Genomic DNA, 18,721 nt, shown 5'->3' with positions numbered 1-18,721 from the left:
CGGAGCGCGGACCGGCCGGGCGGGCTCGCTCGATCTCGGCTACGGTGGTCCCCGCGAAGGGGAGTAGTTCCCACCGTCCGCCGAGCGGACGACGAGGCGCGTCGACATGCTGGTCCGGGACGATCCGGGCCCGGCGCTCCACCCCGGCTCCGGCCTGGGCGAACGAGACCTTCGGTCAGTCGACGCACGTCCTGACCGGTCCTCTCGCGCGGGTCGGCGGGCCTGAGCCAGGAGATCGCATGGCGACCACCGCCCCCACCCCCAGTCCCGCCCAGGTGCGCCGCTGGCGCCGCTACCTCGCCGACGAGCTCGCCGAGGCCTCCGTCTACCGCGACCTCGCCGGACGCCGCACCGGCGAGGAGCGGGAGATCCTGCTCGCGCTCGCCGTGGCCGAGGGCCGCCACGAGGAGCACTGGCGGGAGCTGCTCGGCTCCGCGGCGGAGCCCGCGCCCCGCCCGGACCTCCGCACGCGCTTCCTCGGCTTCCTCACCCGCCGCTTCGGCTCCGTGTTCGTCCTCGCCCTGATCCAGCGCGCCGAGGCCCGCTCCCCCTACGCCGACGACGACGACGCCACCGAGGCGATGGCCGCCGACGAGCGGATCCACGGCGAGGTCGTCCGCGGGCTCGCCGAGCGCGGCCGCAACCGCCTCTCCGGGACGTTCCGCGCGGCGGTCTTCGGAGCCAACGACGGCCTGGTCTCGAACCTCGCCCTCGTGCTCGGAGTGGGAGCGAGCGGAGTCGGCACGGGCGTCGTCCTGTTCACGGGCATCGCGGGCCTGCTCGCCGGCGCCCTCTCGATGGGCGCGGGCGAGTTCGTCTCGGTGCGCTCGCAGCGCGAGCTGCTCTCGGCCTCCAGCCCGGACCTCGACGCGAACCGCATCGTCCCCGACCTGGACGTCGACGCGAACGAGCTCGCCCTCGTCTACCGCGCTCGCGGAATGACCCAGGAGCAGGCCGACGCACGTGCCGCCTCCGTCTTCACCGGCCTGCGCGGCGGCGCCGTCACCTCGCCGATCACGCTGGGCGGCCCCGCGGGCGACCCCGACGTCGACGAGCACGAGTCGATCGGCACGGGCATGGGCGCCGCACTGTCGAGCTTCTGCTTCTTCGCCTCGGGCGCGATCATCCCGGTGCTGCCCTACCTGCTCGGCCTGACGGGGCTCGCCGCGGTGGTCCTCGCCTGCGTGCTCGTGGGCATCGCCCTGCTCGCCACCGGCGCGATCGTCGGGCTGCTCTCGGGCGCCCCGCCCCTGGCCCGGGCGCTGCGCCAGCTCGGGATCGGCTACGGCGCGGCCCTGGTGACCTACCTCCTCGGCCTGCTCTTCGGCGCGTCCGGAGTCTGAGCCTCGGCCTCGAGGAGCTGCGCGCCGTCCCGCGGCTCCTCGGGGCGGGGCCGCACGACGACTCCGCGCCACCGCAGGGCGGCCACTCCGACCGCCAGCAGCAGGGACGCCGGCAGGCAGCCCAGCAGGGGGATGCAGGAGTAGTAGAGGAGCTGCCGCTGGATCCACGCGGGCGAGGGCACGTCGGAGTCGCCGTAGTAGGGCGGGGGCGGCGAGGAGTAGCCGGTGTAGAGGAGCGCGAGGCCGATCAGAGTCCCCGCGAGACCGGCGAGCAGGAGCACGAGGAGCCACGGGTTCCGCAGCAGCGGCGTCTCGCGCGCGGGCTCGACGGGAGCTGCGGGAGCGGGCTCGGCGGCGGGCTCCGGCAGGGGTGCGGGCGCGGTCTCGGCGCCGAGGCGGTGCGACCGCCGGCCCTCGGCGGCTCCCGCGATGTCGGGAAGGGCCATGATGCGGCGGGGTCCGGGCACGGACGAGGAGCCGGATCGGACCACGCGCGGCTCCGGAGGCGCCGGACGAGCGGCGGCTCCGGACATGGCGGCGGGAGCACCGGGGACGGCTCCCGTCCCGGGCCTGGCGAACGCCCGCTCGTCGCCGCGCAGGCGCTCCACCGGTCCCGAGAACCCGCGCTGGAAGGCCGGGTCGTAGCGCGGGTCGACCCGGTCGTCGTCGTCGTCAGTCATCGTCGTGACCTGTCATCGTCGTCCCCGGTCATCGTCGACCTCCGGCTCGTGGGAGAGGATCCCGCGCAGCCAGTCGCGGGCCTCGAGGAACACCTCGTCGTCGTAGCGTCGCACGGAGGTGACCGGGCGGCGGTCAGCGCGCGGATACGAGCCGAGGAAGATCACCTTCGGGCTGAAGCGCCGCAGCCCCATCAGCGCGTCGGCGACCCGCTCGTCCTGGACGTGCCCGTCGAGGTCGATGACGAACCGGTACCGGCCCAGGGCGTCGCCGATCGGCCGCGACTGGATCATGCTCAGGTTCACCCCGCGGGTCGCGAACTGCTCGAGCATGTCGAGCAGGGCGCCCGGCTGGTCGGCCGGGAGCTCCGCGATGACGCTGGTCTTGTCGGCGCCGGTCGGCTCGGGCAGCGCGTGCGAGCGCGAGACGTGCACGAAGCGCGTGACGGCGTTCGGGTTGTCGCCGATCCGCTCGGCCAGCACCGCGACGTCGTGGTGGGCGACGATCCCGGGAGGGGCGATGGCCGCGTCCGCCGGCGATCCGCTCAGCAGGTCGACGGTGGCCTGGACGTTGCTCGAGGCGGGCAGGTGCTCGTGGCTGGGGATCTCGCGGTCGAGCCACACCCGGCACTGTCCGTAGGCGACGGGGTGCGCGGCGACGGTGCGCACCTCCTCGAGGCGCGCTCCGGGGCGGCCGACCAGGATGAACGACACCGGCACCAGGTACTCGCCGACGATGCGCAGCCCCGGGATCCGCGCCAGCGCGTCCTGCGCGGCCGTCACTCCGCCCTCGACCGAGTTCTCGATCGCGATCACCGCGCCGTCGCTGCGGCCGGTGACCAGATCGCTCAGCGCCTCCCCCACGTTCGCGACGCTGCGCCACAGCTGTCCGCGCGCCTCCGGGACCTGCGCGAGGGCCGCCTCCGTGAACGTGCCGCTGGGCCCGAGATAGCTGTAGGCACGGGTCTCGGGGGCGCTGTCGGGCATGGCGCAAGCCTAGCCAGCCGCGGTACCCCTGGAGGGCGCCGGACTGCCACTATGGACCGCATGACCGATCGCGCAGGGAAGCCGGCACAGGCCTCCGATCTCATCGACGTCGAGGCCCTCGTGAGGGCGTACTACGAGAAGAAGCCGGACGTCTCCGATCCGGCTCAGAAGGTGGTGTTCGGCACCTCCGGCCACCGCGGATCCTCGTTCGACACGGCCTTCAACGAGGACCACATCGCCGCCGTCACGCAGGCGATCGTCGACTACCGGACCGAGCAGGGCATCACCGGCCCGCTCTTCATCGGCGCCGACACGCACGGGCTGTCCCGTCCGGCCCTCACCACCGCTCTCGAGGTCCTGGTGGGCAACCAGGTCCGCGTGCTCGTGGACGAGTTCGACGACTTCGTGCCGACCCCGGCGCTCAGCCACGCGATCCTCCGCTACAACAACGACCCCGCGCACACCGACCGGGCCGACGGCATCGTGGTGACCCCCTCGCACAACCCGCCCCGCGACGGCGGCTTCAAGTACAACCCGCCGCACGGCGGTCCCGCCGACTCCGACGCGACCACCTGGATCGCGAACCGGGCCAACGAGCTCATCGCCGACGGCAACCGCGGCGTGACCTCGGCCGAGCCCTCCGCGGTCGAGACCTACGACTACCGCACGCACTACGTCGCGGACCTGGCGAACATCATCGACCTCGACGCGATCCGGAAGGCCGGCGTGCGGATCGGGGCCGACCCCCTCGGCGGCGCCTCCGTGCACTACTGGCAGCTGATCGCCGAGATGCACGGCCTCGACCTGACCGTGGTGAACGGCGAGGTCGACCCGGCCTGGGGCTTCATGACCCTCGACTGGGACGGCAAGATCCGGATGGACCCGTCCTCCCCCAGCGCGATGGCCTCGGTCGTCGCGCGCGCCGGCGACTTCGACATCCTCACCGGCAACGACGCCGACGCGGACCGGCACGGCATCGTCACCCCCGACGGCGGACTGATGAACCCCAACCACTACCTGGCCGTCGCGATCGACTACCTCTACCGCCACCGCACCGGCTGGCGCGAGGACGCGGCGATCGGCAAGACGCTGGTCTCCTCCTCGATCATCGACCGGGTCGCGGAGTCGCTGGGCCGGCGCCTGTGGGAGGTCCCGGTGGGCTTCAAGTGGTTCGTCCCCGGGCTGGTCGACGGATCGGTGGGCTTCGGCGGCGAGGAGTCCGCGGGCGCCTCGTTCCTCCGTTTCGACGGCACCGTCTGGACCACCGACAAGGACGGCATCCTCCTCGCGCTGCTCGCCTCCGAGATCGTGGCGGTCACCGGGAAGAGCCCTTCGGCGCTCTACCGCGAGCTGACCGAGCGCTTCGGCGACCCGGTCTACGAGCGCGTGGACGCGGTGGCGACGAAGGCGCAGAAGGCGGCCCTCGGCAAGCTGGACGGCGACGCGATCGCGGCGACGACCCTCGCCGGCTCCGAGATCATCGCGAAGCTGTCGAAGGCCCCCGGCAACGGCGCGGCCGTCGGAGGCGTCAAGGTCGTCACCGAGGACGCCTGGTTCGCCGCGCGCCCCTCCGGCACCGAGGACGTCTACAAGATCTACGCCGAGAGCTTCCGCGGCCTCGACCACCTGCACGAGGTCCAGGCCGAGGCGCGCACGATCGTGGACGCGGCGCTGAACTCCTAGGCGCTGCGCTCCTAGGCGCTGCACTCCTAGGCGCTGCGCTCAGTCGCCCGAGAACGCTCGTTCCCGACCAGGAGAACGAGCCTTCTCGGGCGACTCACCGCTGGAGCGCCTCCCGGACGAGCGCGACGACGCCGGGGAGATCGGCGAGGTCGTCGGCCGTGAGCTCGATGACGTGCCAGCCCGCCGCGCGGAGGCGCCTCATCCGCGTCCGGTCGCGTCGCCAGCGGCCCTTCTCGACGCGGTGGTAGTCGCCGTGGTACTCGATCACGATGCGGGCCCACGCGATGCAGAGGTCGACGCGGGCGAGGAAGCCGCCCGCGAAGTCGCGGATCACGACGTTCGACTCGACTCCCGCGATCCCGGCGCGGACGAGTTCGACGCGCACCAGCGACTCGGGCCGCGATTCCGCCCGCCCGTCGAGGAGCGCGAGTGCCGCACGCAGGGAACGGAGCCCTCTGCGGCCCGGGTAGCGCTCGACGGCGGCCACCAGGGCGGGCGCCTCGACCAGCCGCGCGTGCAGGAGGAAGTCGCCGACGGCGACGAGGTCGGCGAGCGGGAGCAGCGCGCCGAGGTCGCACCAGGTCCGGGAAGGGCCCGTCAGCCGGCCGCTGCGCCCGGCGAGGACGTCCCCGGCTCCGATCCGGAGGGAGCGGCCTGCGAGCCCGGCGGCGTGCGGTGCGCGGGCCGGCGCCTCGACGGCGACGTCGATTGTCGTCCGCGTCTCCCAGCAGAGGTCGAGGGGAGCCCCCCAGAGGAGCGCAGCCGTCGGTCCGCAGACGAAGGCGTGGTCGCCGAGGCGGCGCAGGAGCACCGCGCACCGGTCGGCCAGAGCGGTCGCAGGCGTGATCGAGCGCATGCCGTACACCGGGGCGTCGATCGTGCGCATCGCGGCACGCGACATCCCGGCGGCGGACCCCTCCGCCACTCGGAACACCTCGTCGATCACCCGCCCATGCTGGCGGGTCGCCCGCTCCCCCGCTCGCTCTCTCCACAGCCCCGAACCGACTCGCCCGAGAAGGCTCGTTCTCGGAGTGGAGAACGAGCCTTCTCGGGCGACTCAGCGGCGGCGAGGAGCGGGCGGGCTACCAGCGCGGGTGGACGGTGGGGCGGAAGTGGGTGTCGTAGAGGGCGTTCACGGCCTCCATGAAGGCGGGGCCGAGGGGCGCGGCGGAGGCGGCGGCCGCGTTGGCGCGGGCCTGCTCGGGCGAGCGGGCACCGGGGATCACCGAGGTGACGCCCTCCTGCTGGATGATCCAGGCGAGCGCGGCCGCCGCGGGGGCGAGGCCGTGGTCGTCGGCGAGGCGGGAGAACTCCTGCGCGGCCTCCACGCCGGTCGCGAAGTCGACGCCCGAGAAGGTCTCGCCGACGTCGAACGCGGAGCCGTCGCGGTTGTAGCTGCGGTGGTCCTCCGGGGCGAACACGGTCTCGGTCGTGTAGCGGCCGCTGAGCAGGCCCGAGGCGAGCGGGACGCGCGCGAGGACGCCGACGCCGGCCTCGCGGGCGGCGGGCAGCACCTCGTCGAGCGGCTTCAGGCGGAACGCGTTCAGGATGATCTGGACGCTCGCGACGTTCGGACGGGCGATGGCGGTCAGCGCCTCCTCCGTGCGCTCGACCGAGACGCCGTAGGCCGCGATCGCGCCCTCCGCGACGAGAGTGTCGAGGGCGTCGTAGACGGCGTCGTCGGAGTAGACGGAGGTGGGCGGGCAGTGCAGCTGCACCAGGTCGAGGGTGTCGACGCCGAGGTTGGCGCGCGAGCGGTCGGTCCAGGCGCGGAAGTTGTCGAGCACGTAGTTGGCGGGGATCTGCTCCGCGCGGCGGCCCATCTTGGTGGCGACGAAGACCTGCGCGTCGGGGTGCGCCGCGCGGTAGGCGCCGATCGTCCGCTCACTGCGGCCGTCGCCGTAGACGTCGGCGGTGTCGAAGAGGGTGACCCCCGACTCCACCGCGGCGTCGAGCACGGCGAGGGCGTCGGTCTCGGCGACGTCCCCCCAGTCGGCACCGAGCTGCCAGGTTCCGAGGCCGACGACGGAGACGGGGGCGCCGGTGCGTCCGAGGATTCGAGTTTCCATGCCCCCACCGTAGGTGCGGCCGAGCCCGCGGCGGACCCCCTTGCGCGTGCTCTAACGTCGAGGGCATGCCCCTCCTCGTGCTCGGAAGCGCCAACCTCGACCACGTCCACCGGGTCGCCCGGATCCCCGCTCCGGGAGAGACGGTGCTCGCCCTCGACGCGAGCACCTTCCCGGGCGGCAAGGGCCTCAACCAGGCCGTCGCGGCCGCACGGACCGAGCCCGGCACCGTCTTCGTCACGAGCCTCGGCCGCGACTCGGCGGGAGACCGGCTCGCCGCGGTCCTCGGCGAGGAGCCGCTGGAGCTGCGCGCCCGCCGCGGCGACGTCCGCACCGGCACCGCGCAGATCACCGTGGACGAGCGCGGCGAGAACGCGATCGTCGTCGACTCCGGTGCCAACGCCGCCCTGGTCGAGCTGACCGCCGAGGAGTCGGCCCTGGTGGCGGCGGCCGACGCCCTGCTCCTGCAGCTCGAGATCCCGACCGCGACGGTGACGGAGGCGGCCCGCGCCGCGCGCGCCGGCGGCACGGTGTCGATCCTGAACGCCGCCCCGATCGGCCCGCTGCCGGAGGAGCTCCTCGCGGTGCTCGACGTGCTGATCGTCAACGAGCACGAGGCCCGCGAGCTCGCCGCCGATCGCGGCATCACCGCCGCCGACGACGACGCGCTCGCCGCGGCCCTCACCGCGCTGGTCCCGCTCGTGCTGGTCACCCTCGGCTCCGACGGCGTCGTCGTGGCGGTCCGCGACCGCGAGACGGTGCGCACTCCGGCCTTCCGGGTGGAGGCCGTGGACACCACCGGCGCGGGCGACACCTTCTGCGGCGCCTTCTCGGCCCGGCTCGCCGCCTCCGGAGCACGGCTGGACGACCCGGAGCAGCTGGTCGCCCTCACCCGCTGGGCGAGCGCGGCCGCGGCGATCTCGGTCACCCGCGCCGGAGCGGCGGTGTCCGCGCCGACGGCGGCCGAGACGGACGCGTTCCTCGCCGAGCGCGCCTGAGCGAGGGGCTCCGGGGAGACGGCGCCGTCACGGTCCTCGGGCGGCTCGCAGCACCGTCGCTCCGGGAGGCCGGGTGCACTCCGGAGGAGGGGAGCACGGCAGCGGGGAGTACGGGTCCGCACCTCGCGAGAGGAGCCCCGACCTGCGAGCAGCCGGGTCCGCCGGGCGGTCCGCCTAGTCGATCGCGGCGACCCGGACGGTCACCCGCGGCCGCAGCCCCGGATGCACCCGGACGCACCACTCGCGCACCGCGGCTCCGATCGCGCGGGCTACGTCCGGCGCGGACGCCTCCGCGGTCACGCAGAGGTCGACGGCCACGGACACCTCGTCCCCCGCGACGCGGACCAGGACCGGATCGGCGAACGTGCCGCCGCTCGCGGTGCCCAGCGGCTCGACCACGATCCCGGTCGCGCTCAGCGCGGTCGCCGCGTGCGCGAGCACGTCGCGCACCTCGGGCTTGGCCGGCATCAGGGTCGCGACGCCGTCCAGGGCGCGCAGCTCCGCGGCGAGCGCGGACACCGGATCGACCGGGGCCGCCGCCTCGAGGCCGCTCACGACTCCTCCGTCCCGGGGACGTAGACGTCCTCCACGCGGACGTCGATCCTCGACACCCGCAGCTCGGTCTGGGTCAGCAGCCGCGAGTGCACGCGCTCACGCACCTGCTGGGCCGCCTCGGCGATCGGCACCCCCCAGAAGACCGAGATCGTCAGCTCCACCACGACCTCCGCGCCCGGCTCGGCGATGTCGCCGACCAGGCGGCAGCGGCCGACCAGCACGCCGGCGACGCTGTCGCCCGCCTCGCGCACGAGTCCGCGGACCGCTCCCTCGGTGATCGTGAGCGCCACGTCGGGCTGGACGCTCGCCAGCGGGATGTCGCGTCCGGCCCGCGACTCGCGGCGCACCTGGGTGAGGATCGAGCCGAACCAGCTCTCCTCCGGCGCGGGCAGGCGTGCGGCGTCGTCGTCGATGAGCGCGCCGGAGAGGGTGCGCACGCGCTCGAGGGCGCGCAGAGTGCGCCGGTGCTCCGGCGACTCCTCGATGGCCGGGTCGTACGGCGTGCGCCCGCGGTCGAGGTAGTCGCTCAGCTCGTCGATGCCGATGCCGTCGCCCTCCTGCTCCGTCGCGTCCGCCTCGGGCGCGGGCGGCAGCACGACGTCGTGCTCCCCCGCGCGCTCCGGCACGTCGCCGGGACCCTGGTCCGCGTTCATCGCGTCTGCTCCCTCATCGCCAGTCCTCCATCGCCACGACCAGCGACTCGCGCGCGCGGGCGAGCTTGCCCCGCACGGCGGTCACCGTGAGACCGAGGTGATCGGCGATCTCGTTGTACGACTCCCCGCCGACCTCGCGCAGCACCCAGCACTGCCGCTGCGACTCCGGCAGCTCGGACAGGGCGTGCGCGAGAGCCCGCATGGCGTCGCTCTGCTCGGCGGCCTCGAACGGGCCGGGCTCTCGGGCCGGGGGATGCTCCACGGCGTCGACGTCGTCGGTCGGGCGGCGCTGGCGCAGCAGGTCGACGCTGGAGCGGCTGACGATCCGCATCATCCAGCTGCGCACGCTCGCCGGCTCCTTGAGCTGCGGGAGCTGCGCCCAGACCGTGATCAGCGCGTTCTGCACGGCGTCGGAGGCGTCCGCCTGCGAGCCCGTCAGCCGCCACGCGTAGGCACGGAGGATCGACTGGTGCCGCTTGACGAGGACCTCGAAGGCGCGCACGTCGCCCTCCGCGGAGCGCTCGGCGAGCAGCGCATCGCTCGCCGCTTCCAGTCCGGGCACGGCGCCTCCTCCCTCTCCGCTCACGCGGCCTCGGGCCGCCTCTCAGGTGACGCTCAGGAAAAAGTCCGCCGAGCACCGTGACGAACGCCGTCCGGGCTCCGTCTCACTCATGAAAGCACAGCCCGACCGGATTTCCGCCGGGCCTTCGACCCCGGTCTGCTCAGCAACGGCAGCCGATGAGACGTCCAGGAGACCTCATGAGCGACACCACGCGCACCCCCTCCACCACCCGCGTCGACAAGACCCCCGTCGACACGGTCACGAGCCTCGGCGGCTCGCGGACCTCCGGCACCGCCCAGGGCACCACGGTCATCGACGACAGCGTCGTGGCCAAGGTCGCCGGCATCGCGGCCCGCCAGGTGCCCGGCGTCTTCGCCCTCGGCAACAACGCCGCCCGTGCCTTCGGCGCGATCCGCCAGGCCGTCGGCGGCGCCGACCACGCCCAGGGCGTGAGCGTCGAGGTCGGCGAGACCCAGGTCGCGGCCGACGTCACCATCGTCGTCGAGTACCCCGTGCCCATGCAGAAGGTCGCCGACTCCGTCCGCGCCGCCGTCTCCGAGGCCATCACCGAGCTGGTCGGCATGACCGTCGCCGAGATCAACGTCGCCGTCGTCGACGTGCACATCCCCGGTGACGACAAGGGCGACGAGTCGACCGAGAGCCGCGTCCGATGAGCGACTTCCAGCGCCCCGCGCCCACCGCCCCCGGCGGCCGCAGCACCGTCCTCGGCGTCGTGGTCGGCGCGATCCTCGCCTTCGCGGCCCTGATGTTCGGCTTCTGGGGCTTCGTCCTCACCGCCCTGTTCATGGCCCTCGGCGTCGTGATCGCCCGCATCGCCGACGGCACCCTCGACGTGCGCAGCCTCGTGGACGTGTTCCGCGGCCGCACCACCTCCCGCTAGGAGCCCACCGTGACCGCTCTCGACACGCGTCCCGCATCGCCGGTGGCGGGCACCGTCACCATCACCGTGCGCTCCATCGAGCGCGCCGCCGTGGCGATCGTCCACGAGGAGCTGGGCGTGGAGGTCTCCGCGATCCGCGTCCGCCTCTCCGACGACCGGGGCGGCCTCGCCCTCGCGGTGACCGCGCCGGTCGTCGTCGAGCCGGGCGCCTCCCCGTCCGGCGGCTCCCTGCTCGAGCGCCTGCACGGCGACCGCACCCGCATCGCCTCCCGCATGGAGGCGCTGACCGGCCGCACCGTCAGCCGGATCGACATCCGGGTCACGGGCACCCGCACCCGAAGCACGAGGAGAGTCGCATGAGCCCCGCACCGTCGGCGCCCGACACCCGCTACAGCCGCTATCTCCGCCGCGAGACCCACAAGTCCCGCTCCGCCGCGCAGATCGTCGTCCTGGTGCTCATCGCCCTGGTCGCGGCGTACGTCGGCACGGAGGCGGTGCTCGCGATCCTCGGCGCCGCGCCTCTGCTCGTCGCGCCGTCCGCCCTGCTGGGCGCGATCGTCGGAGTCGCGTCGCTGGCGAACCCCGCCCTCATCGGCGTGGCCGTCGGCGCGGGAGTCCTCGCTCTCGTCCTGCTGGTGCTCGCCCTGGCGCCCGGCGCCCGGGCCCGCCACACCGTGGACGACGACCGCCTCGCCGTGGTCGTGGACGACGGCGTGATCGCCTCCTCCCTCGCCCGCGCAGCCCGCACGGCCGCCCACTCCCGGCGCGAGGACACCCGCGCCTCGCTCGGTCGGCGCACCGCACTGGTCGAGGTGACCCCCGCCTCCGGCATCGCGGTCGACCGCGACGCCGTGCAGAGCGCCGTCGACGAGGAGCTCGCCCGCATCGGCGCGAAGCCCGCCCCGCGCTCCACCGTCCGCGTCTCGACCTCCGGGAGGATCTGATGACCACGAGCAACCGCTTCGTCAACCGGCTCGTCCTGCTCGTCGTGGGTCTCGTGCTCGCGCTGGTCAGCGCCGGTGCCGTGCTGGTCGCCGTCTCGCAGCCGGTCCGCGACTCCGTCCTCTCCTTCGCCGACGGCGAGGGCGCGGCTCTGGTGTCGCGGCTCTCCCCCGAGGAGGGCACCGTCTGGAGCGATGCAGCCGTCCTCTGGCCGCTCTACGCCGTCGTCGGGATCTGCCTGCTGGGCATCGTCCTCGCGCTGGTGATGGCCTTCGCCCACGGTCACGGCCGCACCGGCACCGTCCTCCGCGACGAGGCCGAGGGCACGCCCGCCGGAGGGATCGAGATCGCGACCGGCTTCGCCGAGGACGTCCTCGAGACGGCTCTCGCCGGGCGGACGGAGCTCCTCGACGTCACCGTCGCGGCCTACCGCCACGGATCCGAGACGGCGCTGAAGGTGCGCGTCCTCCCCCGCGGCGGCGTCTCGCCCCGCACCGTGGTCGACGCCGTGCACCAGGAGGTCGACGCGCTCGACGCCCTGCTCGGCGCCCGCCTGCCGGTCCTGCTCGAGGTCGCCTCGAGCGCCCGCGCCGGCTTCTCCAAGGAGGACCGGGTCGCCTGACCCCGGTCCCGCAGCTTCCCCGGCATCCGCCGGCGGATGGTCACACCGAACAGAAGGAGCCCCTCATGGGTGCAGACGACAAGATCCGCAACGCAGCCGAGAACCTGGTCGGCAAGGCCAAGGAGGCCGTCGGCAAGCTGACGGACAACGAGCGCCTCGAGGCCGAGGGCCAGGCCGACCAGACCAAGGCCCACACCAAGAAGGTCGGCGAGGACGTCAAGGACGTCTTCAAGAAGTGATCTGACCGGAACCTCGACGGGGCCGTCACCGCATCAGCGGTGGCGGCCCCGTCGTCGTGCGTGGTGCGTGGTGCGTCAGACGCCCCAGAACATGATCCGGCCGGCGGAGGCCGCGTCGATGCTCTGGTCGTGGTTGTCGGCGGTGTGCGAGGAGTAGAGGATCCTGTCGCCGTCGACGCTGGTCACGACGCCCGTGTGGTCCCAGTCGCCCGAGCCGTCCCAGTCGAACTGGACGATGTCGCCCGGCTTCACGCGGCTCCGCTCGGAGTCGGGGATCGCGGTCGCGCGCTCGGGGTGCGCGCCGAGGTAGGCGTTGAACGCGGTCGACGACGCCCACGCGGAGCTGTAGCCGCCGGAGGAGGAGTAGCTCCACTCGCCGTCCATCTCCCAGCCGCGGGCGATCAGCGACTGCGAGGTGAAGTTGACGCAGTCGTTGCCCGAGATCACGCCGTACTGGGCCGAGTTGTAGTCGTTCCAGTAGGTGGAGAGGTAGTCGAGCTGCGAGGCCAGGCGGCTCGCGTCCAGCGCGGCCTGGGCCTTCGCGGCCTCGATCGCCGGGTCGGGCGTGTAGGCGAAGGTGATCGCCGAGGCGACGACCTTGGTGCTGGCGAGCACGCCGGTCGCGGCGGGGCTGGGAGTGGCGGTCGCGGTCGGGGCGGCGAGGTCGGTCGAGGCCTCGGCCGTCGTGCCCTCCGCGGTGCCCGACGTGTCGACGGCGGGCTGCACCGCGTCGGCCGGGGTCCCGTCGACGGTGACCGCCGCAGCGGAGTCGGTGACCGCGTCGAACGTGATGGCCTGACCGTCGGCGTCGAAGAAGGCGACCGGCACCTCCCCCGCGGCCTCTCCGTCGGCGGGAGGCGCGGTGACCGTGATCTGGTCGGGGTTGTCGACGGCGACACTGCCCTCGGCCTCGCCGAAGCGGACGGTGGCGACCGAGTCCAGGTTCGATCCCTCGAGCGTCACGCTCGTGCCGCCGGCGACGGTGCCGGAGGTGGTGGAGACGGAGCTGAGGACGACCCGGGCGGAGGCGGTGGTCGCGGGGAGCACGGCGACGCTGGTAGAGGTCGGAGCGGCGGACGGCGTCGCGGTGGCCGATCCGGCCGAGGAGCCGGTGCCGACGGTGAGGCTGAGGCTCGACGCGACGGCCACGACGACGAGCCCGCCGGAGACGGCGAGCGCCAGCGTGCGCGGGGACGGGCGGAAGAAGGAGGCTCCGCGGCGGGCGGGTGCGGAGCGGAGCCGGTGCCCCTCCGCTTCGCGCCGGTCGCGGCGGGACGGGAACGACTCCTCGGGGGCCGGGTGCACCGGGGCGGGAGCGGAGGGTCGCGCGGCGGCCGCGGGAGCGGCGGGCCGGATGCGGCCCTCGCGCTCGCGGGCCTCGCGACGGGTCAGCGGAGCGCCGGGGGTCGGCGCGGGAGTCGCGGGGTGGTCGGCGGGCACGGTGGAGCGGGTGGAGCGAGGGGGCACAGAGAGGTCTCACGGGTCGGCGGCTCGGCGGGGGACCGGGCTCGGGAGCAGGGGAAGCGGCTATGTCACCAGGCGGGGGTGGGAGACCCGTAGGACGGGCCTCTGAAAGCGCTCCGAATAACAGTACGGTAACGAGCGGCGCGTGTCACGCCCGATCGTGTCCGTCTGTGATCGCTAGATCGCCTAGGAAGTGGTTCCCGGCGCGTAATCGGGCGCATCCGGAAGGCCGAAGGCGCGTTCGAGCGTCTCGATGCCGGAGTCGTGCAGGTAGCCGGCGAGCGGGGTCCCGACGTACCGCAGGTGGTACGGCTCAGACTCGTACCCCGTGATCGGAGTGGTGTCGGGCTTGTAGCGCACGAGGAAGCCGAAGCGGTGGGCGTTGGCGCCGACCCACTGCCCCTCCGGAGTGTCGCCCCAGCAGATCTCGAGCGCGCACGCGCCCGACGCTCCCACCACGTCGACCGCCCAGCCGGTCTGGTGCTCGCTGTGCCCCGGGCGGGCACTCGTCGCATCCGCTCCCGCCTGCCCGCGCGAGGACACCCAGCCCGCGTAGACGCTGACCTGGGTGTCGTAGGAGCGGTAGGCGCTCTGCACGGCCAGCGAGAGGCCGGCCTCGGAGCGGGCGGCGGCGAAGAGCGGGACGAGGGCGTCCGCGGTCGCCTGGCGCATCGGCTGGCGGTTGACGTAGGGCACGTCGGGGAAGGTCAGGTCGGCGGGGACGTAGTCGACCGGCGCGAGCGTCCGCAGCTTGTTGACGACGACCCAGGTGCTCGCCGGGTCGTCGACGGACTGCGCGGTGAGGTCGATCCCGGAGGCGGTGGGAGCAGGGGTCGGCGTGGGGGTGGTGGTCGGCTCCGCTGTGGGAGCCGAGGTGGTCGCGGCGGTGGAGGGCGACGGAGCGGGCGGCGCCGTCGAGGGGGTCGGCGAGGGCGCCGCTGCACCGTTCCCGATGGCGGCTCCGACCCCCAGCGCGGTCAGGCCCGCCGCGGCGGCCACACCCCCGATCACCAGGGCTCTGCGGCGGACGGAGTGCCCATCGGTCGGCTCGTTCTCGTTCGACGTCATCCTCCGAGCCTAGACAGACCCGTTCCTGCGCATCTGCTGAAGCACCGGCGATCGGTTCTGTCCACCCGTGCCCCTCCACGCGGGTCGCGCATATCCTCTAAGGATTCACATAAGCGGACCCCCTAGCTTGAGTGACAGCCACGACTCCGCGTGCGACCGCCCCCTCGGCCGCACGGCCCCCCACGGAGCCGTCGATGGAAGGACCCCATGCTCCGACCCCTCACCGCACCCTCCGTCCCTCTCGCCGCCCTCGCGCGGACGCTCGAGATCGCGGACGAGGGCGGCCTGACGGCCGAGATCAGCGGAGTGACGCTGATCGCCTCCGACGTCGAGCCCGGCGACCTCTTCGTCGCCCTGCCCGGGGTCAACCGCCACGGAGCCGAGTTCGTCGAGCAGGCCGTGGCACGCGGCGCGTCCGCCGTGCTGACCGACACCGCGGGCGCCGACGCCGCGCGCGCGACCGGTCTGCCCGTCCTCGTGGTCGACGACCCCCGCTCCCGTCTGGGCGCCGTGGCCGCCGCCGTCTACGGGACGGCCGAGCGCTCCCCCGTGCTGCTCGGTGTCACCGGCACCAACGGCAAGACGTCGACCGTGCACATGCTCGAGGGGATCCTCCGCCAGCTCGGCGTCGTGCCCGGCCTCAGCTCGACCGCGGAGCGCCACATCGGCGACACCTCGGTGACCAGCGGCCTGACCACCCCGGAGGCGACGGAGCTGCACGCGCTCGTCGCCCGCATGGAGGAGGAGGGCGTCGGCGCGGCCGCCATCGAGGTCAGCGCCCAGGCCCTCACCCGCCACCGCGTCGACGGCGTGGTCTTCGACGTCGCCGGCTTCACGAACCTCAGCCACGACCACCTCGACGACTACGGCGACATGGACACCTACTTCGGCGAGAAGGCGCAGCTCTTCCAGCCCGATCGCGCGCGCCGGGCCGTCGTCTCGCTCGACTCCCCCGCGGGCGCGCGCCTCGTCGAGGTCGCCGGAGTGCCGGTCACCACGATCACCTCCCTCCCGGGCGTCGACGCCGACTGGACCGTGACGGTGCTCGAGCAGGAGTTCGGCCGCACCCGCTTCCGGATCGGGAACCGCGAGGGCCGTGCCATCACGACCTCCGTGCCGATCATCGGCACCCACATGGCGGCCAACGCCGGGCTGGCGATCGTGATGCTGATCGAGTCCGGTCGGCCGATCGGCGAGATCCGCGCCGCGCTGCACCGCGACGGCGGAGTGGACGCCTCCCTCCCCGGCCGCACCGAGCGCGTCTCGGGCGACCGCGGCCCCACGGTGTACGTCGACTTCGGCCACAGCGCCGACGCCTTCGCTCGCACCCTGGAGGCCGTCCGCGAGGTCACTCCCGGCCGCGTGATCATGGTGTTCGGCGCCGACGGCGACCGGGACGCGCTCAAGCGCCCGGCGATGGCCGAAGCCGCCGTCCGGGGCAGCGACGTGCTGGTCGTCACCGACCACCACCCGCGCTTCGAGGACCCGGCCTCGATCCGGCGCACCCTCGTCGACGCCGCCCGCGCCGCACGTCCGGACGCCGAGATCCACGAGGTCGACGACCCCAAGCGCGCCATCCGCGTCGCCGTCTCCCTGGCGCACGAGGGCGACGCCGTCCTCTGGGCCGGCCCCGGGCACCAGAACTACCGCGACATCCTCGGCGTGCGCACGCCGTACTCGGCCCGAGCCGAGGCCCGCGCAGCGCTCCGCGAGGCCGGCTGGGCGGACGAGGCGGTCCCCGCTCCGGCCTGAGGCATCGCCCCGGCATGGCGGCCCTGAGATCCCGTTCAGGCTCGCCGGACGCCCTGTCGCGCTCTCCGCACGCGGTGTAACTTTGCGCAGCACGCAACGTTTGCGGCGGATCGCCGTGCCTGGACGCGTCCGCCAGACAAGGGGACCACCGTGGCCGACTCCGCCTCCGCTCCATCCGCTCCGACCTCGACGCCGTCCGGCGCCGTGATGTCGCACCGGCAGATCCTGTTCGTCATCTTCGGCCTGATGGCGGGGATGTTCCTCTCCTCGCTCGACCAGACCATCGTCGGCACCTCGATGCGCACCATCGCGGACGACCTCGACGGCCTCTCGCAGCAGGCGTGGGTGACCACCGCCTACCTGATCGTCTCGACGATCGCGACGCCGATCTACGGCAAGCTCTCCGACATCTTCGGACGCCGCCCGCTCTACCTGATCGCGATCGTGCTGTTCCTGATCGGCTCGACGCTCGCCGGCTTCTCGACCTCGATGCTCGGACTCGCCGGCTTCCGCGCCGTGCAGGGCCTCGGCGCCGGCGGGCTCATGTCGCTCGCGCTCACGGTGATGGGCGACATCCTGCCCCCGCGCGAGCGCGCCAAGTACCAGGGCTACTTCCTGGCCGTCTTCGGGATCTCCAGCGTCGTCGGACCGCTCATCGGCGGCCTGCTCGCCGGCACCCCCGAGATCCTCTTCATCACCGGCTGGCGCTGGGTCTTCCTGATCAACCTGCCGATCGGCGCCGTCGCGCTCTTCATCGTCGTGCGGTTCCTCCACCTGCCCAAGCCCGCCGGCAAGCGCTCGGTGCGGATCGACTGGTGGGGCGCCTCCCTCGTCGTCATCGCCGCGGGCCCGCTGCTGCTGATCGCGGAGCAGGGCCGCGAGTGGGGCTGGGGCTCGCCGATCGCGTGGGTCTGCTACATCGTCGGCGCGCTGGGCATCATCGGCTTCATCGCCGCAGAGCGGATGATGGGCGACGACGCGCTCATCCCCCTCAAGCTCTTCCGCTCGCCGACCTTCTCGATGGCGACCGTGCTGGGCGTCCTCGTCGGCTTCGGCATGTTCGGCGGCATGATGGCGATCCCGCTGTACCTGCAGCTGGTGAACGGCGCCACGCCGACCGAGTCCGGCTTCCTGATGCTGCCGATGATCCTCGGCCTGATGATCGCCTCGATCGTCTCGGGTCAGATCATCTCGCGCACGGGCCGCTACCGCGCCTTCCCGATCGTCGGCACCTTCCTGATGTCGGCCGCGTTCTTCTACTTCACCTTCGTGACGATCGACAAGCCGGTGATCTTCATGATGGGCGGGATGCTGATGCTGGGCCTCGGGCTCGGGCAGATGATGCAGACCCTCACCCTGGCCTCGCAGAACTCGGTCGACGTGGCGAACATGGGAGTCGCGACCAGCGCCTCCACGTTCTTCCGCCAGATCGGCGGCACCCTGGGCACCGCCGTGATCTTCTCGGTGCTGTTCAGCCGCATCCCCGACACCATCGCCGCGGCCTTCAAGAACCCGGCGCTCGCGGCGGATCTGCAGCGGGCCGCCACCGATCCGGCCGTCGCCGCGGACCCGGCCAACGCCGGGATCCTGAAGCTGCTGCAGTCGCAGGACACCGCCGCGATCGGCTCCGCGCTCGACGGCGACACCTCGTTCCTGAACACCGCGGACCGCGCCCTGTCGGCACCGTTCCTGACCGGGTTCAACGACGCGACCGTGACCGTGTTCCAGGTCGCGCTGGGTGTGGTCCTGCTGGCTTTCGTGCTCTCGTGGTTCCTCAAGACCCCGCCGCTGCGGGCGAAGTCGGCCATGCAGGAGGCGCACGACCTCGCGGCCGAGGACAGCGCGGAGGAGCTGCGCCGCACGGACCCGCAGCTGGCCGCGCGCGCCGGGGCCGACCTGGCCGCGGGCAGCATCGAGCCGGACGTCCGGACGGACTCGATCAGCACCGCTCCTCCCCGCGACGGGCACGGCGCCCACCGGGCCTGATCGGGAGGCGCCGGCCGCCCGCGTCCTGCGCTCCCGCTCCTCTGCTCCGGGGCGCCGCCTCCCCGCCCGGACCCCGCCCTCATCGCGGTGTCCGGGCGGGGAGGCGGCGCCTCGTGGTCGTCCAGGGCGGGATGTCCCGCGTTCCGGGGCGAGAGAGCGCTCCACCGGGGCTCTAGGATGGTCGGACCGCTGCAGATCCGCCGCGAGCGCCGGGTTCTTGAAG

General features: G+C 73.5%; 20 protein-coding genes. 11 read left to right on the top strand and 9 right to left on the bottom strand.

What is annotated here, in order from left to right:
- The first annotated feature begins 239 nt into the window (after nt 1-239).
- A complete protein-coding gene (locus C5C24_RS05320; RefSeq protein ID WP_104304475.1) occupies nt 240-1,343 on the top strand; it encodes a VIT1/CCC1 transporter family protein in 1,104 nt (367 codons plus the stop codon).
- Here C5C24_RS05320 and C5C24_RS05315 read toward each other — a convergent pair.
- Nucleotides 1,304-2,023 carry a hypothetical protein gene (locus tag C5C24_RS05315; protein ID WP_104304474.1) on the bottom strand — a complete coding sequence of 240 codons (720 nt, stop codon included), beginning with the start codon at nt 2,021-2,023 and terminating at the stop codon, nt 1,304-1,306. The genes C5C24_RS05320 and C5C24_RS05315 overlap by 40 nt on opposite strands.
- 12 nt (nt 2,024-2,035) lie before the next feature.
- Complete coding sequence (gene pheA, locus C5C24_RS05310) at nt 2,036-3,007, bottom strand: prephenate dehydratase (RefSeq protein WP_104276984.1); 972 nt, start codon at nt 3,005-3,007, stop codon at nt 2,036-2,038.
- Between the two features lie 60 nt (nt 3,008-3,067).
- Between pheA and pgm the strand changes: the two genes are divergently transcribed.
- Complete coding sequence (gene pgm, locus C5C24_RS05305) at nt 3,068-4,690, top strand: phosphoglucomutase (alpha-D-glucose-1,6-bisphosphate-dependent) (RefSeq protein WP_104304495.1); 1,623 nt, start codon at nt 3,068-3,070, stop codon at nt 4,688-4,690.
- A gap of 94 nt (nt 4,691-4,784) precedes the next feature.
- Here the strand turns inward: pgm and C5C24_RS05300 are convergent, their stop codons facing one another.
- Nucleotides 4,785-5,636: a hypothetical protein gene (locus C5C24_RS05300; RefSeq protein ID WP_104304473.1), complete on the bottom strand. Its 852-nt coding sequence runs from the start codon at nt 5,634-5,636 to the stop codon at nt 4,785-4,787.
- A gap of 136 nt (nt 5,637-5,772) precedes the next feature.
- Complete coding sequence (locus C5C24_RS05295) at nt 5,773-6,759, bottom strand: aldo/keto reductase (protein WP_104276982.1); 987 nt, start codon at nt 6,757-6,759, stop codon at nt 5,773-5,775.
- 65 nt (nt 6,760-6,824) lie between these two features.
- On the opposite strand from C5C24_RS05295, the gene C5C24_RS05290 reads away from it, so the two are divergent.
- Nucleotides 6,825-7,754 (top strand): ribokinase, encoded by a 930-nt coding sequence (locus C5C24_RS05290; RefSeq protein WP_104304472.1) that lies wholly within the window; start codon nt 6,825-6,827, stop codon nt 7,752-7,754.
- Between the two features lie 174 nt (nt 7,755-7,928).
- Here C5C24_RS05290 and C5C24_RS05285 read toward each other — a convergent pair whose 3' ends face one another.
- From C5C24_RS05285 to C5C24_RS05275, 3 genes are read right to left on the bottom strand one after another with little or no spacing between them, the layout of a single operon-like run.
- The gene (locus tag C5C24_RS05285; protein WP_104276980.1) at nt 7,929-8,309 is read right to left on the bottom strand and encodes a hypothetical protein; all 381 of its coding nucleotides are present in this window, start codon (nt 8,307-8,309) and stop codon (nt 7,929-7,931) included.
- Nucleotides 8,306-8,962, bottom strand: coding sequence for an Asp23/Gls24 family envelope stress response protein (locus C5C24_RS05280; protein WP_104304471.1), 657 nt, complete (start codon nt 8,960-8,962; stop codon nt 8,306-8,308). Before C5C24_RS05280 ends, C5C24_RS05285 begins: the two co-directional genes overlap by 4 nt.
- 13 nt (nt 8,963-8,975) lie before the next feature.
- Nucleotides 8,976-9,524 (bottom strand): RNA polymerase sigma factor, encoded by a 549-nt coding sequence (locus tag C5C24_RS05275; RefSeq protein ID WP_104224956.1) that lies wholly within the window; start codon nt 9,522-9,524, stop codon nt 8,976-8,978.
- A 197-nt stretch (nt 9,525-9,721) separates the two neighbouring features.
- Between C5C24_RS05275 and C5C24_RS05270 the strand changes: the two genes are divergently transcribed.
- From C5C24_RS05270 to C5C24_RS05245, 6 genes are all read left to right on the top strand, one after another.
- Nucleotides 9,722-10,198, top strand: coding sequence for an Asp23/Gls24 family envelope stress response protein (locus C5C24_RS05270; protein WP_104276978.1), 477 nt, complete (start codon nt 9,722-9,724; stop codon nt 10,196-10,198).
- Complete coding sequence (locus C5C24_RS05265; RefSeq protein WP_104224954.1) at nt 10,195-10,425, top strand: DUF2273 domain-containing protein; 231 nt, start codon at nt 10,195-10,197, stop codon at nt 10,423-10,425. The genes C5C24_RS05270 and C5C24_RS05265 overlap by 4 nt, the downstream gene beginning before the upstream one ends.
- Nucleotides 10,426-10,434: 9 nt before the next feature.
- Complete coding sequence (locus C5C24_RS05260; RefSeq protein ID WP_104276977.1) at nt 10,435-10,785, top strand: hypothetical protein; 351 nt, start codon at nt 10,435-10,437, stop codon at nt 10,783-10,785.
- Nucleotides 10,782-11,369 (top strand): DUF6286 domain-containing protein, encoded by a 588-nt coding sequence (locus tag C5C24_RS05255; protein ID WP_104304470.1) that lies wholly within the window; start codon nt 10,782-10,784, stop codon nt 11,367-11,369. Before C5C24_RS05260 ends, C5C24_RS05255 begins: the two co-directional genes overlap by 4 nt.
- The gene (locus tag C5C24_RS05250; RefSeq protein ID WP_104304469.1) at nt 11,369-11,989 is read left to right on the top strand and encodes a hypothetical protein; all 621 of its coding nucleotides are present in this window, start codon (nt 11,369-11,371) and stop codon (nt 11,987-11,989) included. The genes C5C24_RS05255 and C5C24_RS05250 overlap by 1 nt, the downstream gene beginning before the upstream one ends.
- 65 nt (nt 11,990-12,054) lie before the next feature.
- Nucleotides 12,055-12,228: a CsbD family protein gene (locus C5C24_RS05245; protein WP_104226788.1), complete on the top strand. Its 174-nt coding sequence runs from the start codon at nt 12,055-12,057 to the stop codon at nt 12,226-12,228.
- A gap of 75 nt (nt 12,229-12,303) precedes the next feature.
- Here C5C24_RS05245 and C5C24_RS05240 read toward each other — a convergent pair whose 3' ends face one another.
- A complete protein-coding gene (locus C5C24_RS05240; RefSeq protein ID WP_104304468.1) occupies nt 12,304-13,695 on the bottom strand; it encodes an amidase domain-containing protein in 1,392 nt (463 codons plus the stop codon).
- A gap of 183 nt (nt 13,696-13,878) precedes the next feature.
- Nucleotides 13,879-14,760 carry a D-alanyl-D-alanine carboxypeptidase family protein gene (locus C5C24_RS05235; protein ID WP_104304467.1) on the bottom strand — a complete coding sequence of 294 codons (882 nt, stop codon included), beginning with the start codon at nt 14,758-14,760 and terminating at the stop codon, nt 13,879-13,881.
- Between the two features lie 207 nt (nt 14,761-14,967).
- Here C5C24_RS05235 and C5C24_RS05230 point away from each other — a divergent pair, with 207 nt between their 5' ends.
- Together C5C24_RS05230 and C5C24_RS05225 are read left to right on the top strand one after the other, a co-directional pair.
- Nucleotides 14,968-16,512, top strand: coding sequence for a Mur ligase family protein (locus C5C24_RS05230; protein ID WP_104276972.1), 1,545 nt, complete (start codon nt 14,968-14,970; stop codon nt 16,510-16,512).
- Nucleotides 16,513-16,719: 207 nt separating this feature from the next.
- Nucleotides 16,720-18,498 carry an MDR family MFS transporter gene (locus C5C24_RS05225; protein ID WP_104277023.1) on the top strand — a complete coding sequence of 593 codons (1,779 nt, stop codon included), beginning with the start codon at nt 16,720-16,722 and terminating at the stop codon, nt 18,496-18,498.
- Nucleotides 18,499-18,721: the final 223 nt, after the last annotated feature.

Origin of the sequence: Rathayibacter sp. AY2B3 (assembly GCF_002931755.1) — a bacterium.
In the GTDB taxonomy this organism is placed as follows: domain Bacteria; phylum Actinomycetota; class Actinomycetes; order Actinomycetales; family Microbacteriaceae; genus Rathayibacter.
Note: the sequence above shows the minus strand (reverse complement) of the source record. Positions and strands in the feature narration are given on the sequence as shown.

Coding starts and splice junctions, on each gene's coding strand:
- C5C24_RS05320 (WP_104304475.1), top strand. CDS start 240: ATGGCGACCACCGCCCCCACCCCCAGTCCCGCCCAGGTGCGCCGCTGG.
- C5C24_RS05315 (WP_104304474.1), bottom strand. CDS start 2,023: ATGACTGACGACGACGACGACCGGGTCGACCCGCGCTACGACCCGGCC.
- pheA (WP_104276984.1), bottom strand. CDS start 3,007: ATGCCCGACAGCGCCCCCGAGACCCGTGCCTACAGCTATCTCGGGCCC.
- pgm (WP_104304495.1), top strand. CDS start 3,068: ATGACCGATCGCGCAGGGAAGCCGGCACAGGCCTCCGATCTCATCGAC.
- C5C24_RS05295 (WP_104276982.1), bottom strand. CDS start 6,759: ATGGAAACTCGAATCCTCGGACGCACCGGCGCCCCCGTCTCCGTCGTC.
- C5C24_RS05290 (WP_104304472.1), top strand. CDS start 6,825: ATGCCCCTCCTCGTGCTCGGAAGCGCCAACCTCGACCACGTCCACCGG.
- C5C24_RS05280 (WP_104304471.1), bottom strand. CDS start 8,962: ATGAACGCGGACCAGGGTCCCGGCGACGTGCCGGAGCGCGCGGGGGAG.
- C5C24_RS05270 (WP_104276978.1), top strand. CDS start 9,722: ATGAGCGACACCACGCGCACCCCCTCCACCACCCGCGTCGACAAGACC.
- C5C24_RS05265 (WP_104224954.1), top strand. CDS start 10,195: ATGAGCGACTTCCAGCGCCCCGCGCCCACCGCCCCCGGCGGCCGCAGC.
- C5C24_RS05255 (WP_104304470.1), top strand. CDS start 10,782: ATGAGCCCCGCACCGTCGGCGCCCGACACCCGCTACAGCCGCTATCTC.
- C5C24_RS05250 (WP_104304469.1), top strand. CDS start 11,369: ATGACCACGAGCAACCGCTTCGTCAACCGGCTCGTCCTGCTCGTCGTG.
- C5C24_RS05245 (WP_104226788.1), top strand. CDS start 12,055: ATGGGTGCAGACGACAAGATCCGCAACGCAGCCGAGAACCTGGTCGGC.
- C5C24_RS05235 (WP_104304467.1), bottom strand. CDS start 14,760: ATGACGTCGAACGAGAACGAGCCGACCGATGGGCACTCCGTCCGCCGC.
- C5C24_RS05230 (WP_104276972.1), top strand. CDS start 14,968: ATGCTCCGACCCCTCACCGCACCCTCCGTCCCTCTCGCCGCCCTCGCG.
- C5C24_RS05225 (WP_104277023.1), top strand. CDS start 16,720: ATGTCGCACCGGCAGATCCTGTTCGTCATCTTCGGCCTGATGGCGGGG.